General features: G+C 50.4%; 14 protein-coding genes and 2 pseudogenes. 7 read left to right on the top strand and 9 right to left on the bottom strand.

Annotation, left to right across the window (positions count from 1 at the left end; translation table 11 throughout):
* Positions 1-51 precede the first annotated feature (51 nt).
* Positions 52-711: pseudogene (can, locus tag MPB2EB_RS08010) on the top strand (carbonate dehydratase); the annotation flags it as partial.
* Here the strand turns inward: can and metH are convergent.
* Genes metH through MPB2EB_RS07995 form a run of 3 tightly spaced genes read right to left on the bottom strand, consistent with a single transcriptional unit; the run spans position 706 to position 4,826 of the window.
* On the bottom strand, positions 706-3,492 hold the full coding sequence (gene metH, locus MPB2EB_RS08005) for a methionine synthase (protein ID WP_185181795.1): 2,787 nt from the start codon (positions 3,490-3,492) through the stop codon (positions 706-708). The pseudogene can and the gene metH sit on opposite strands and share 6 nt — an antisense overlap.
* Before the next feature lie 6 nt (positions 3,493-3,498).
* Complete coding sequence (locus MPB2EB_RS08000; protein ID WP_185181794.1) at positions 3,499-4,533, bottom strand: homocysteine S-methyltransferase family protein; 1,035 nt, start codon at positions 4,531-4,533, stop codon at positions 3,499-3,501.
* Positions 4,534-4,568: 35 nt separating this feature from the next.
* Positions 4,569-4,826 carry a DUF3567 domain-containing protein gene (locus MPB2EB_RS07995; RefSeq protein ID WP_185181793.1) on the bottom strand — a complete coding sequence of 86 codons (258 nt, stop codon included), beginning with the start codon at positions 4,824-4,826 and terminating at the stop codon, positions 4,569-4,571.
* 345 nt (positions 4,827-5,171) lie between these two features.
* Between MPB2EB_RS07995 and MPB2EB_RS07990 the strand changes: the two genes are divergently transcribed.
* Positions 5,172-6,053: a ferritin-like domain-containing protein gene (locus MPB2EB_RS07990; protein ID WP_185181792.1), complete on the top strand. Its 882-nt coding sequence runs from the start codon at positions 5,172-5,174 to the stop codon at positions 6,051-6,053.
* 12 nt (positions 6,054-6,065) lie between these two features.
* Here the strand turns inward: MPB2EB_RS07990 and MPB2EB_RS07985 are convergent, their stop codons facing one another.
* The 6 genes and pseudogenes from MPB2EB_RS07985 to MPB2EB_RS07965 form a co-directional block, all read right to left on the bottom strand.
* A complete protein-coding gene (locus MPB2EB_RS07985; RefSeq protein WP_232534435.1) occupies positions 6,066-6,554 on the bottom strand; it encodes a Fic family protein in 489 nt (162 codons plus the stop codon).
* A gap of 42 nt (positions 6,555-6,596) precedes the next feature.
* Positions 6,597-6,641, bottom strand: a pseudogene (locus tag MPB2EB_RS08660) (hypothetical protein); the annotation flags it as partial.
* Positions 6,641-6,898: a DUF4172 domain-containing protein gene (locus MPB2EB_RS07980; RefSeq protein WP_185181791.1), complete on the bottom strand. Its 258-nt coding sequence runs from the start codon at positions 6,896-6,898 to the stop codon at positions 6,641-6,643. The pseudogene MPB2EB_RS08660 and the gene MPB2EB_RS07980, both read right to left, overlap by 1 nt.
* 20 nt (positions 6,899-6,918) lie before the next feature.
* Positions 6,919-7,455 carry a TlpA disulfide reductase family protein gene (locus MPB2EB_RS07975; protein WP_185181790.1) on the bottom strand — a complete coding sequence of 179 codons (537 nt, stop codon included), beginning with the start codon at positions 7,453-7,455 and terminating at the stop codon, positions 6,919-6,921.
* A 52-nt stretch (positions 7,456-7,507) separates the two neighbouring features.
* Positions 7,508-9,040 carry a YifB family Mg chelatase-like AAA ATPase gene (locus tag MPB2EB_RS07970; RefSeq protein ID WP_185182712.1) on the bottom strand — a complete coding sequence of 511 codons (1,533 nt, stop codon included), beginning with the start codon at positions 9,038-9,040 and terminating at the stop codon, positions 7,508-7,510.
* A 30-nt stretch (positions 9,041-9,070) separates the two neighbouring features.
* Positions 9,071-9,325 carry an accessory factor UbiK family protein gene (locus MPB2EB_RS07965; protein WP_185182711.1) on the bottom strand — a complete coding sequence of 85 codons (255 nt, stop codon included), beginning with the start codon at positions 9,323-9,325 and terminating at the stop codon, positions 9,071-9,073.
* A gap of 241 nt (positions 9,326-9,566) precedes the next feature.
* Here MPB2EB_RS07965 and MPB2EB_RS07960 point away from each other — a divergent pair, with 241 nt between their 5' ends.
* The 5 genes from MPB2EB_RS07960 to leuC all read left to right on the top strand — a co-directional run bounded on the left by MPB2EB_RS07960 (position 9,567) and on the right by leuC (position 14,153).
* Positions 9,567-9,905: a P-II family nitrogen regulator gene (locus MPB2EB_RS07960; RefSeq protein ID WP_185181789.1), complete on the top strand. Its 339-nt coding sequence runs from the start codon at positions 9,567-9,569 to the stop codon at positions 9,903-9,905.
* 118 nt (positions 9,906-10,023) lie between these two features.
* The gene (locus tag MPB2EB_RS07955) at positions 10,024-10,494 is read left to right on the top strand and encodes a PTS sugar transporter subunit IIA (RefSeq protein ID WP_185181788.1); all 471 of its coding nucleotides are present in this window, start codon (positions 10,024-10,026) and stop codon (positions 10,492-10,494) included.
* Positions 10,466-10,735, top strand: a complete 270-nt coding sequence (locus tag MPB2EB_RS07950; RefSeq protein ID WP_185181787.1) for an HPr family phosphocarrier protein — start codon at positions 10,466-10,468, stop codon at positions 10,733-10,735. The genes MPB2EB_RS07955 and MPB2EB_RS07950 overlap by 29 nt, the downstream gene beginning before the upstream one ends.
* A 50-nt stretch (positions 10,736-10,785) precedes the next feature.
* Positions 10,786-12,543, top strand: a complete 1,758-nt coding sequence (ptsP, locus tag MPB2EB_RS07945; RefSeq protein WP_185181786.1) for a phosphoenolpyruvate--protein phosphotransferase — start codon at positions 10,786-10,788, stop codon at positions 12,541-12,543.
* 203 nt (positions 12,544-12,746) lie between these two features.
* A complete protein-coding gene (leuC, locus tag MPB2EB_RS07940) occupies positions 12,747-14,153 on the top strand; it encodes a 3-isopropylmalate dehydratase large subunit (protein WP_185181785.1) in 1,407 nt (468 codons plus the stop codon).
* Positions 14,154-14,155 lie beyond the last annotated feature (2 nt).

The raw sequence follows: 14,155 nt of genomic DNA, 5'->3' as shown, positions 1-14,155 counted from the left end.
GCTGTGTAAATTGGAAAAGGGCCATAAGGGATGCATGAAATGAATCATCCGGTGCAAGAACAACCTAATCCTCTGCGTCATTTATTTGATAACAATAGTGCGTGGGTTACGCGCATGTTGGCTGAGGATCCGAATTATTTCTTAAGCCTAAAGGATCAGCAAACCCCGGAATATCTATGGATTGGCTGCTCTGATTCGCGCGTGCCGGCAAATCAAATTATTGGTTTGCCTCCCGGCGAAGTATTTGTCCACCGTAATATTGCCAATGTGATTGTCCATTCCGATTTGAATTGTTTATCAGTGATTCAATTCGCGGTTGATTTGCTTAAAGTTAAGCATATTATGGTGGTGGGCCATTATGGTTGTTCTGGCGTGGGCGCGGCGCTATTTGAGCGGCGTGTAGGGCTTGCCGATAACTGGTTGCGCCATATTCAGGATGTTCAGGACAAGCATCGGGCGCTGCTTGAACAAAAACCCATTGGGGAAGAGCGGCATCGGCTTTTAATTGAGCTTAATGCGATTGAACAAACGGTCAATGTATGTGGCACCACGGTTGTGCAAGATGCATGGGCGCGTGGCCAATCCTTAATGATTCACGCTTGGGTCTACGGTGTGCATGATGGCTGTTTACGTGATCTTGGCATGACCGTGTCTGAGCCAGGCGCGCTCGCGGCAACTTATGCGGGCTGCTTAGAGGCGCTTGCGTCAAAGTAGTGCAGCTAATGCGCGTTGTGCGTCCGTGACGGATAGCCCGGTACGACGGGCATAATCATCAAGTTGATCGGCGCCAATTTTACCGACAGAGAAATAAGTACTGTCGGGATGCGCTAAATAAAAACCTGAGACGCTTGCTGCTGGCAGCATGGCAAGCGATTCGGTGAGCTGCATGTCTATCTTATCGCAATCCATCAGGCTGAACATAGCGTGCTTTACTAAGTGGTCTGGGCAAGCAGGATAGCCAGGCGCGGGGCGGATGCCTACGTATTTCTCGTGGATTAACTCGTTATGGCTGAGTTGTTCATCGGCCGCATAGCCCCAAAACTCTTTGCGGATGCGTTCATGCAAGCGTTCCGCAAAACTTTCCGCCAGACGATCGGCAAGCGCCTTAAGCATGATGGCGCTATAGTCATCTTGAGCCTGTTCAAATTGCTGCACTTTTTTATCGATATTGAGGCCAGCAGTGACGGCAAAAAGGCCAATATAATCGGCAATCTGGGTTTCTTTCGGCGCGATAAAATCCGCTAAGGCGCGGTTTGGCCGGCGGATTTTTTCTTGATTCGGGCCATCAATAATTGGGCGTTCACTTTGTTGGCGCAGCGTATGCCAGGTTAGAGCAATATGCTTGCGGGTGCCATCGGTATAGATCTCAATGTCATCGTCATGCACGGTATTGGCCGGTAATAAGGCGAAAACCCCATGGGCGGTCAGCCAGCGGCCAGCAATCAGTTGCGTGAGCATATTTTGCGCATCTTCATATACGCGCCGTGCGGCTTCGCCAACGATGGGGTCAGTGAGAATTGCTGGAAATGGGCCCGCCAGATCCCAGGTTTGAAAAAACGGCCCCCAATCAATGTAACGCGCAAGTTCGGCCAGGTTGTAATTTTTAAGTACGCGGCGGCCAATCAATTTGGGTTTTGTAGGAGAGGTCGCGGCCCAATCAATGCGGTGCCGATTTGCCCGTGCTTGGCTAAGTGGCAACATCGGTTGGGTTTTTTTGTTCGCGTGTTGTTCTCGAATGCGCTCATAATTCGCTTTCAATTCAGCAATATAAGTTGCCGAATGCGTTTCTGAAAGCAGGCTGGAAGCAACGGATACAGCACGCGAAGCATCCGGTACGTAGATCACGGGGCCGTCATAGTGCGGCGCGATCTTAACCGCAGTATGCACGCGTGAAGTGGTTGCGCCGCCGATCAAAAGAGGAATGTTGCGGGCGCGCAAGATTTCGTCGCGTTGCATTTCAGCGGCGACATACGCCATTTCTTCAAGACTGGGTGTGATCAACCCTGATAAGCCGATCATGTCGGCTTTCTCAGCTTTGGCCTTGGCGAGAATTTCACTGCAAGGCACCATCACGCCCATATTGATGACTTCAAAATTATTGCACTGCAAGACAACCGAGACAATATTTTTGCCAATATCATGCACATCGCCCTTAACGGTTGCAATGACAATTTTGCCTTTGGGTTTTGCGTCGCCGCCGTGTGCGGTGAGTTGGTTTTTTTCTGCTTCAATAAAAGGTAGTAGATGTGCTACCGCTTGTTTCATCACGCGGGCTGATTTGACAACTTGGGGTAGAAACATCTTGCCCGCGCCAAACAGGTCGCCGACCCGGTTCATGCCATCCATTAATGGCCCTTCAATGACCTGGATCGGACGTTCATATTGTTGGCGCGCAGCTTCAGTGTCTTCAATAATAAACTGAGTAATGCCGTGGACTAAGGCGTGGGCTAGGCGGTCTTTGACGGATTGTTGTCGCCAGAGCAGAGTTTCTTGGTTTTTTGCGCCACCGCCTTGCTTATATTGCTCGGTAATCTCGAGTAAACGCTCCGTTGCACTCAGGCCATTTGCAGTTTGTACCGAGCGGTTGAGCACGACATCTTCAACGCGTTCGCGCAGGGGGGGGTCTAGCTCAGCATAAATTCCCAACTGTCCGGCGTTGACAATCCCCATATCCATGCCGGCACGAATTGCATGGTATAGAAAAACCGTGTGAATGGCTTCGCGCACGGCATCATTGCCACGAAATGAAAAAGATACATTTGAGACTCCGCCGCTGACTTTAGCGTAGGGCAAGTGGGCTTTGATCCAGCGCGTTGCTTCTATAAAATCGACCGCATAATTATTATGTTCATCAATGCCGGTTGCAATCGCAAAAATATTCGGATCAAAAATAATATCTTCTGGGGCGAAGCCGACTTGTTTGACAAGAATCCGATAGCTACGCTCGCAGATCGCTATTTTGCGCGCAAAACTATCGGCTTGACCGCTTTCGTCAAACGCCATTACAACGGCAGCTGCGCCATAACGGCGAATCGACTGCGCTTGTTGCTTAAATACCTCTACGCCTTCTTTAAGTGAGATGGAGTTAACGATCGCTTTGCCTTGCACGCATTTAAGGCCGGCTTCTAATACGTCCCATTTGGAGGAGTCAAGCATAATCGGCACGCGAGCGATATCTGGCTCGGCCGCAATTAAATTCAAAAAGCGCACCATCGCGGCTTTTGAATCCAGCATGGCTTCATCCATATTGATATCGATGATCTGCGCGCCATTTTCGACTTGTTGGCGTGCAACACTTAAAGCCGCGTCGAATTGATCGTTTAGGATCATGCGTGCAAACGCTTTGGAACCGGTGACATTGGTCCGCTCGCCAATGTTCACGAAGCGCGTTTGCGCGCCAATATTAAAAGCCTCGAGACCAGCGAGTCGCAGCGTGGGTTCAATACCTATTTGATGAGGGGCGCGGCGGTTAAGGTCGGTGGCGTCCGTCATAGATGATTATGCTGAAGATGAATAGGGGCGCGCTGGTAAATCCTGGATTGCATGGGCAATTGCAGCGATATGTTCAGGCGTGGTGCCACAGCAGCCGCCAGCGAGATTGATGAGGCCCGCTTGGGCAAATTCTGCGAGTAGGCGGGCGGTGATTTCGGGTGTTTCGTCAAAGCCGGTTTCGCTCATGGGATTGGGCAGCCCAGCGTTGGGGTAGCATGACACGGCACAATCGCACAATTTGGCCAGTTCAGCAATATAAGGGCGCATCAGAGCTGCGCCCAGCGCGCAATTCAAGCCAAAAGCTAAAGGCCGTGCATGACGCAATGAATTCCAAAATGCTTCAACGGTTTGACCGGACAAAATACGGCCAGAAGCATCTGTGACGGTGCCGGAGATAATGATCGGCAAAGTTTCTCCAGTGGCCTCAAATAATTCATCAAGTGCAAAAAGTGCGGCTTTTGCATTGAGTGTATCGAAGATCGTTTCCACCAGAAAAAGATCGACGCCGCCGGTTAAAAGAGCATGTGCTTGCTGATAATAGGCGTCTCGTAGCACATCAAAGGTAATATTGCGTGCTCCTGGGTCATTGACTTCGGGAGAAATGCTCGCTGTTTTAGGAGTCGGGCCAATTGCACCCGCGACAAAACGCGGTTGATTCGCGCGACTATAGTGATCGCAGGCGGCCCGTGCCAGTTGGGCTGAGGCTAGATTCATTTCGGTCGCCAGCGCTTCCATTTGGTAATCCGCTTGGGCGATGTGCGTTGCGCCAAAAGTATTGGTTTCAATAATATCGGCGCCCGCAGCTAAATATTGCTCATGGATCGTACGGATAAGCGCGGGCTGCGTGAGTGAGAGCAGTTCATTATTGCCCTTAATATCATGTTGGAAATGAGCAAAACGCTCGCCACGGTACTGTGCTTCAGTTAGGCGATAGCGCTGGATCATAGTGCCCATGGCACCATCCAGAATAAGGATGCGCGCTGCCAACAGCGCAGGCAGCGCAGCGCCACGTGTATAGCGCGTAACTTGAGTGCGAGACAAAACGTTTGTGTATTTGGACTCAGCGCCAAGCGACTTTAGTGCAAAACGACCGGATGTGTCATTAAACTATCGAATTGGCCAAGAAAATCGTCTATTTCGTCAGTAGAGGGCTGTAGCTCGATCAATTTTTGCACATTTTCTCGGAATTGTTCTGCCATAGCACCATCAATAAACAGTTCCCGTTGTAGATTTTTCGCCACTATTTCATACCCTCCAGTTTTTAGAGCAAAGCTGCCAACTTGGGCTGGAAATTCGACAATACAATAATTTTGGCTGTTATAAATCATTTGCATGATGTTGACTCCTAGTTCCGAGATTTCGGTGATGCAAAATGCATATGGAGCAGCTTGGGTAAAATTCAATAGACAGCCTACTTATCAATACTTGGTTACTCCATCGTAGCGCGCTTTAGCCAAAATGGGGGGGAATATGTAAATTATTGAGGATTTCTTCAATAAGCCTCGTACATGACCCAATGAATGAATCGTTGAGCGGGCCATCATTGGCCAATTATAAACTGGGTAGACTTAAGGCAATGAACAAGCCCGCATAGGAGCATGCTATCATAAAGGGAAGGGCAGTTAATGGAAGTCGTTCGCTCAATGTTTTATGGCTAGCGCGACACAGGAACAAAATATATGAACATGATGCTTTACCCCGAATTATATAAATCGCTGGAAGCCGTACGCTGGGACATGGAAAAAGACATTCCATGGGACCGTTTCGACGCGTCTTTATTGACCGCGGAGCAGGCTGAAACCATCAAAATGAATGCCATTACCGAGTGGGCGGCGCTGCCTGCAACCGAAATGTTCTTGCGTGATAACCACCATGATAGTGACTTTTCCGCATTCATGAGCATTTGGTTTTTTGAAGAGCAAAAGCATTCCTTGGTCTTGATGGAATACTTACGGCGTTTTCGCCCTGAATTATTACCTACGGAAGAAGAGCTCCATGCTGTGCGTTTTCCATTTGACCCAGCGCCTCCGTTAGAAACGCTGATGCTGCACTTTTGTGGTGAAATCCGCTTAAATCATTGGTATCGGTGCGCGGCTGCTTGGCATACCGAGCCCGTGATCCAATATATTTATGAAACTATTTCGCGCGATGAAGCAAGGCATGGCGGCGCATATTTGCGCTATATGAAAAAAGCACTGGCGCAATCCGGCGATGTTGCGCGTGCGGCGTTCGCTAAAATTGGCGTGCTTATGGCGTCGGCGCGGCGCACTGAGAAACCGTTGCACCCCACTAATTTACATGTGAATCGCGCTCTGTTTCCGCGTGACACAGTGCAATCACGTTTGCCTGATCCTGAATGGCTTGAGCATTGGTTGGATGCGCAAATCCAATTTGATGGTGCTTGGGAAGGCAAAGTCGTCGATCGAATTTTGCATAACTTGTCTCTTATTTTTGAGCGGACGTTTAAAACCGTGCAAGAATTAAACCGTTATCGCAAAGAAATAGTTTTACGCTTACAAGCCCAGAACAGCGATGCAGGTGAGGCTCCTCAACCCGCCTAAGCAGCTGAGTTTTCAGTTTGCGGAGATGGGCTGATGGGGGCCGTAGTTGCTGGGATAGATGATTTCATAACTGGTGCTACGTCCCCCTTTGCCCGTAGGAGTAAGGCAACCTTTCGCCACTAACTCGCTTAATTCGCGGTATGCTGTGGCGCGGCTGGTTTTAGTCAGACTCACATACTTCCGTGTATTCATCCCTCCTTCAAACCCTTTAGCGCCAGCGTCTAATAAACGGTTAAGCACTTTATGCTGACGTTCATTCAGGCCGCTTGCTTGATGATAGAGCCAGAAGCGCGCTTTAGCCAAGGTATTGGTTATGGTGTGTTGTGCCGCAGTGGCAGCGGCTTCAATCTGGGTTAAAAACCAAGTCAACCATTCCGTAACCTCTAGCCCCCCTTTCTGTGTGCGTTCAAGGTGGGTGTAATAGCTTGTACGTTCCCGCAAAATTTGTGCCGATAGGCTAAAAAAGCACATCGATACCCGCTCATCTTGCGCTAAGGCCATATCTGTAAGGGCGCGCGCAAGCCGGCCGTTGCCATCTTCAAATGGATGTAAGGTGACAAACCATAGATGGGCGAGTCCGGCTCGGATTAAGCCGTCGCTACTCGCCTCATTAGCATTACGATGAGCCCGTCAATAGCGCGTACTGGAGCAGGTAGCCCAGCCGTAGGTAAGCCTAAATGTTGAGCGACCGATGAACGGACCGCATCCAAATCGAGTTTTTCGCCTTCAATGGCGCTGGTCGTTAAACCGTCTTCAACTAGGATCGTGGCGATTGCTTCGCGGGTTAGCTGGGTATCCAGCAAACGTGTGGCGCCTAAGATTTTGCCTTGGGCTAATCGCTTCATGAGCAACTTGCTAAAGTATGTTATTGGGTATTGCGCCTGAGTGCCGCTTCGAGTAATTGATGTAATTCGCGTGGTTCTGGCGCGCCAGTATAGCGTTTCAAGATGCGTCCACCTTTATCAATCACAAAAGTCGTAGGCGTGAGTTGAATCTTGTCAAATTGCTGGGCGGCGCTGCCGTCATCAAGCGCTACTTTGAATGGCAACTGGCGTGTTTGACTGTAATTTCTTACATAGCTCGGCGTATCGTAGTTCATGGCCACCGCAATGATTTCAAGCCCTTGGTCTTTGAAGGTGTTGTAAGCGTGCACTAGCGTGGGCATTTCTTGAATGCAGCTAGGGCAGCTCGTGGCCCAAAAATTCACCAGATAAACTTTGCCAGCGAGTTGTTCGGTTGAAATTTTTTGGCCTGAAAGAAGGGTAAACGTCACATTGGGCGCGCGCTGTGCCGCATTGAATGTAAACCATGCGGCACAGCCTAGGGCGGTGACGATGATCGATGCAACGATATACGTGATCAGTCGGCAGTGAGGAGAGCCGTGGCTCTGGAAAATACGCATAATGTAAATTGTGAAGAATAGAATAGTTGGCCGTCAACAATAATTTTTTGCTTTATTTACACACCCGCCGATACTGAATGGCTTCAGCAATATGGGAGGCGTCGGGTATTTTAGCATCGGCTAGATCGGCAATCGTGCGCGCCACTTTAAGCACTCGGTAATACGTCCGCGCTGACCAGCCAAAGCGGGAGCTTGCCTGATGCAATAAAGCTTCTCCCGCATGGTCGGGCCGGCACATTGCATCGATCTCACGGCTCGTTAAGAGCCAGTTGGGCTGTTGTTGCCGGGTCAGCTGCCGCGCGCGGGCGGCGCTGACACGGGCGGCTATGGTGGCGCTGGCCTCGGATGGAAGTGTAGTGCGTTCGGCCAATTCGGCGGGAGTCAGCGCGCAAACCTCAATGTGTAGATCAATCCGATCCAATAGTGGCCCGGATAATTTACGCCAGTAGCGGTCAGCGTTTTCGGGTGAGCAATGGCAGCGTCCTTTGGTATCGCCAAACCAGCCGCAGGGACAAGGATTCATTGCTGCAACTAATTGGCAAGCGGCAGGAAATTCAACCTGATGTGAAGCGCGTGAAAGAGTGATGGAGTGGGTTTCGAGGGGCTCTCGTAGCATTTCAAGTGCCGCCCGGTTAAATTCCGGTAACTCGTCCAGAAATAATACCCCATGATGTGCGAGCGTAATTTCCCCTGGCCGGGGGGGATTGCCACCGCCAATTAAGGCGGCCGCGCTAGCTGAATGGTGTGGCGCGCGAAACGGCCGCCGCCGCCATTGCGTTGGCGTAAAGCCGATTGCGCTTACGCTTAATAAAGCGGCAGAAGCCAGTGCTTCGGCATCAGACATAGGGGGCAAGATACCTGCAAGACGGGCGGCTAACATCGATTTGCCGGAACCTGGTGGACCGATTAACAAAATATGATGGCCTCCCGCCGCGGCCACTTCAAGCGCGCGTTTAGCCGCGTTTTGACCGATAATTTCGGCCATATCGGGTAACGGGGCGGGGGCTGCCGGCGCAATCGGTTTAAACGGTTGGAGCGGGGGCTTAAGCACGCCGGCTAAATGAGCGCATAGGGTACGTAGATCAGGCGCGCCGAACGCCGTAACATGCGGCGCTAGCGCCGCCTCAGCGGCGCACTCTAGCGGTAGGTAAATCTCCGCTGGGGTTGGGCGCGGCGGATGAGCTGCGACTTGGGCCGCCAGCCCGCAGGCAATGGCGAAAGCCCCGCGCATTGGCCGCAAAGCGCCGGTAAGAGATAATTCGCCGGCAAATTCGTGGGGGTGTAGCGCTTCGGCGGGTAATTGCTCGCTAGCGGCCAAAATACCTAGCGCAATGGGTAGATCAAAATGGCCGGATTGTTTTGGCAGGTCAGCCGGCGCTAAATTGACCGTAATGCGGCGTACGGGAAAAGTAAAACCGGAGTTTTGCAGCGCGGCGCGCACCCGCTCTCGGCTTTCACGAACTTCAAGCTCGGGTAAACCAACAATTGAAAATGCGGGCAAGCCATTCGCCAGATGGACTTCGACGGTGACTTCAAGCGCGCTCGCCGCTGTGAGCGCGCGGCTGCGAACCACGGCAAGCGACATGGGTTGCGGCCCAAGACTCATTGAGTTTGTTTAGTTTTCTTGGGTCGAATTGAGTTGGCGCTCAAGCTGAACAATCCGTTGTTCAAGTTCTTCAACCATAGCGCGTGTGCGTGCAAGGACTTGCGTTTGAATCTCGAACTCTTCGCGTGTGACAAGGTCTAGTTTAGCAAAGCCTTGAGTGAGCATCGCTTTTATATTTTGCTCAATATCTTTGACGGGTGAATTTTTAAGTAAATCGGAAATTTTCGTTTGTAAGTCTTGAAAGAGTTCGCTAGGTTTCATGATGTATCCTCGGAGCAATGCACAGAAGCTGTGCGTAAAAAACGGAAGATGCGTGAGACAATGGCTACGTTATGGAAATCAATGATATGCCATACTAGTCACTGCTGAGTATCGGCGTAATGGCATAAATTACACCGAGATAGAGCGACTGTAGCATGAATGTTTCCCATCCTTGTGGCTATTGTGCGTGAATTGGCCATTCGGGCTAGATCAATATTTTTTTGGATTTTTGACGGAGTTTCTAATGAAGTGGATTACCGCAATCATCAAGCCATTTAAACTCGATGAAGTGCGTGAAGCCTTGTCAGAAATTGGTATTTCTGGAATTACTGTGACTGAAGTTAAGGGCTTTGGGCGACAGAAAGGGCATACGGAATTATATCGTGGCGCTGAATATGTCATTGATTTCTTGCCGAAAGTAAAAATTGAAATCGCAGTGCCGAAAGAGCTTGTTGAGCAAGTGATTGATGCGATTGAGCATGCTGCACGCACAGGAAAAATCGGTGATGGTAAGATTTTTGTGGCGCCAATCGAGCAAGCGATCCGAATTCGGACGGGCGAAACGGGCGCGAATGCTCTTTAAATATTGGTGCGAAGCAGCATTAACCGCTTTCTATGAGGATATGCTAATCTTGTTGCCATGATATGGTATATTTGACTAACGCATTGCATCGTCATGAAGTCTTTTATTTCAGGCTAATATGGCAGGTATTCTAATCATCGCTCATGCTCCGCTCGCGAGTGCATTGAAATCCTGTTTGGCGCATATTTACGGTGAGCTGCCTGCGCGTATTGGGGCAATTGATGTTACGCCTGATAGCGACCCAGCAAAGCTACTTGCCGCAGCGCAGCATGCACTGTCTGATTTAATAAAAGACAATGGCGCGTTGGTGTTGACCGATCTTTTTGGGGCGACTCCCGCCAATATTGCTAGTCAGTTAGCGCACCTACCGCAGGTGCAGGTGCTAGCTGGCGTTAATCTACCCATGTTGGTGCGCGCAGTTTGCTACCGCACCACCCCGCTTGCCCAACTGGCGAAGAAAGCGTTAGCGGGTGGAGCAAAAGGCATTCAGGCTATCGCTGCTCCTTCAGCTGCGTTGCCGTGCACCTCATCTTTATCAGAGTTTTATCAACCGGAGCGCCATGCTACAACAAGAAACCATCATTATTAATAAACTAGGCCTACACGCACGCGCTTCTGCCAAATTGACACAATTGGCTGCGCGTTACCAATGCCAAATCTGGATTACCCGTAACGGTCGTCGCATTAACGCTAAAAGTATTATGGGCGTTATGATGTTGGCGGCTGGTCTCGGTAGTAGCGTACTCATTGAAGCAGATGGAGTCGATGAAATAGACGCTATGGCGGCATTGTTGACGCTGATTGCGGACAAATTTGGAGAAGGAGGATAGTCCGTTGTTAACGCTTTCGTAAAGAATAAAAACTATCTTAGGAGATCCACGTGTCTTTCATGCTGCATGGAATCCCAATCTCCAGCGGTATCGCGATTGGGCGGGCTTATCTGATTGCACCGACCGGGCTTGAAGTCGATCACTATTTCATTGATGCGGACCAAATCGAAGCGGAGGTCGCGCGGTTTTGCGCGGCGCAAGATGCTGCGCAGCATGAACTCGAGATTTTATGCGCGGAATTGCCGCTGGATGCGCCAAGCGAAATGAGTGCATTTGTCAACCTGCACACCTTAATTTTGCGTGACACGATGTTGGCTGAGGCTACGGTTGATTTAATTCGCACTCGTCACTACAACGCCGAGTGGGCACTGATGGAACAGCTTGAGCGTTTGAGCCGTCATTTCGATGAAATTGAAGATGAATATCTACGTGAGCGTAAGGCAGATATTGAACAAGTCGTCGAGCGCGTATTAAAAGCGCTGGCAGGTTCATCCTTTGCCGTGGCGGTAGCTGCCGATAAAGCCACAAAAGTGGATAACCATTATGAAATGATTATCGTGGCGCATGATATTGCACCTGTCGATATGCTGCAATTTAAAACTAAAACCTTTCATGGTTTTGTCACCGATTTGGGCGGGCGGACTTCACACACGGCAATTATGGCGCGCAGTTTGGGCATTCCGGCAGCGCTTGGCGTGCAGCAGGCCAGCTCTTTGATTCGCCAAGATGATTTGATCATTGTAGATGGTGCACAAGGCATCGTTATCGTTGATCCTACTCCGATCGTGCTGGAAGAATATGCTTACCGGCAAAGTGAGAAAACGCTTGAGCAACGCAAATTACAGCGGCTTAAATTCTCCCCCACGCAAACGTTAGACGGCACGCCCATCGGACTATACGCAAATATTGAATTACCTGAAGACGCTGCTGCTGCACTGGCGGCTGGAGTGGTTGGCATTGGCTTGTTTCGGACAGAGTTTTTATACATGCGTAACCGCCATGATCTACCTGGCGAAGAAGAACAATTTGAGGCGTATCGGCAGGTGGTTGAGGCAATGAAAGGTTTGCCGGTCACGATTCGTACCATTGATGTAGGCTCGGATAAACCGCTTGATATGCGTGATGGAGATGCTGAAGTTGCGGTGAATCCTGCGCTGGGCCTACGCGCAATTCGTTGGAGCTTGTCCGAACCGCAGATGTTTCTTACTCAACTGCGAGCTATTTTGCGGGCTTCGGCTTTTGGGCCGGTTAAGCTCCTTATCCCGATGTTGGCGCATGCCCAAGAAATTGCGCAAACGCTTGATTTGCTTGAACTTGCTAAACGGCAGTGTGATGATGCTGGACTGGCTTATAGTTTAGAGCTTAAGCTTGGCGCAATGATCGAAATTCCAGCGGCGGCAATTGCGGTTCAGCTTTTCTTAAAGCATTTTGATTTCTTGTCGATTGGCACGAACGACTTGATTCAATATACGCTTGCTATTGATCGTTCGGACAGCGCAGTGGCCCATTTGTATGAACCCTTGCATCCGGCTGTCTTGCATTTAATTGCGCACACGTTACGTCAAGCAAAACAAGCGGGTGTATCGGTATCAGTGTGCGGTGAAATGGCTGGAGATCCAGTGTTTACCCGTTTACTGCTTGGCATGGGTTTAACGGAATTCTCGACTCATCTGAGTCAACTGCTCGTGGTTAAGCAAGAAATCTTGCGGGCGCATCTACCCACCCTAGAAATGTCTGTGAAAGAAGTCCTGGCTGCGTATGAGCCGGCTGAGTTGCAAGCTGCGCTGCATCGCTTGACGCAGGTTTAAGGCGCCATGATGTTGCGCTAAACGCTCTAACTCAATAAAAAGGGTCAGGCTGATCTAATCGATGTAGCGCTAATATGCGAAACGGACTGATGATCGTGCTGCGCAGCGCAACTGAAAATTTCGGATTTGTTTGCCAGCACGAGTCTATCGTGTTTATGCTAACAAAGCGCGGCGTAGCAATTTAATGGTTTTGATTGAAAGAAATGACTAAAACTTTATACGATAAACTTTGGGACGCACATGTCGTACATGCCGAAGAAGAGGGTACGGCATTACTGTATATCGACCGTCATTTGCTACATGAAGTCACCAGCCCGCAAGCTTTTGAGGGTTTGCGGTTAGCGCAGCGCCCGGTATGGCGCGTCGGCGCTAATTTGGGGGTGGCAGATCATAATGTACCCACGGTGCAGAGAGCGCATGGGATCGTAGATGCGATCTCGAAATTACAAATTGATACCCTGGATGCCAATTGCGCAGATTTTGGCATCGTGCAATTCAAAATGAATGATATGCGCCAGGGTATTGTGCATGTTATTGGTCCGGAGCAAGGGGCTACTTTACCTGGCATGACCGTGGTCTGTGGGGATTCGCACACTTCGACGCATGGCGCATTCGGTGCGCTGGCGTTTGGTATTGGTACCTCGGAAGTAGAGCATGTATTGGCGACGCAAACCCTGATGCAAAAGAAAAGCAAAAATATGCTAATCAAGGTTGATGGGCAATTGCCCTCGGGCTGTACTGCCAAAGACCTCGTGCTGATGGTGATTGGAAAAATAGGTACTGCAGGGGGTACCGGTTATGCAATCGAGTTTGCTGGCTCAACCATCCGTGCGCTCAGCATGGAGGGTCGCATGACCGTGTGCAATATGGCGATCGAAGCCGGCGCGCGCGCTGGCATGGTGGCAGTGGATGAGACAACGCTAGAATATTTGCGTGGCCGTCCATTTGCGCCTGCGCAAGATAAATGGGAGCAAGCGGCAGCTTATTGGCGTACGTTAGTTTCAGATGCGGATGCGCAGTTTGAACAGGTGCTTGAATTCGACGCTAGAACCATCAAACCGCAAGTCACTTGGGGTACCTCTCCCGAGATGGTCGTGGCAATCGATGCCAAAGTGCCGCATCCTGAAGATGAGTTGGATCCAGTGAAACGCACAGCGGTTGAGCGCGCCTTGCAGTATATGGCTCTTAAGCCGGGGGTGCCGCTGCAATCCATCCCGTTGGACAAAATTTTCATTGGTTCGTGTACCAATGCGCGGATTGAAGATCTCCGCGCGGCGGCCCAGATGGTGCAAAAGTTGGGGCGGCGCGTTGCACCTAATATTAAGCTGGCAATGGTCGTAGCAGGTTCAGGTTTAGTCAAAGCGCAAGCTGAGCAAGAAGGGCTGGATCAAATCTTTCTGAAAGCTGGATTCGAATGGCGTGAACCGGGTTGCTCAATGTGTTTAGCCATGAATGCTGATCGTCTAGAGGTAGGGGAGCGTTGCGCCTCGACCTCAAATCGTAACTTTGAGGGTCGCCAGGGAGCAGGAGGGCGCACGCATTTAGTGAGCCCTGCGATGGCTGCGGCGGCAGCGATTGAAGGGCATTTTGTGGATATTCGGCAGATATAACT

It is taken from the genome of Mycoavidus sp. B2-EB, from assembly GCF_014218255.1.
GTDB lineage: Bacteria > Pseudomonadota > Gammaproteobacteria > Burkholderiales > Burkholderiaceae > Mycoavidus.
The sequence above is the reverse complement of the archived record's forward strand: the minus strand, read 5'-3'. Positions and strand labels throughout refer to the sequence as shown.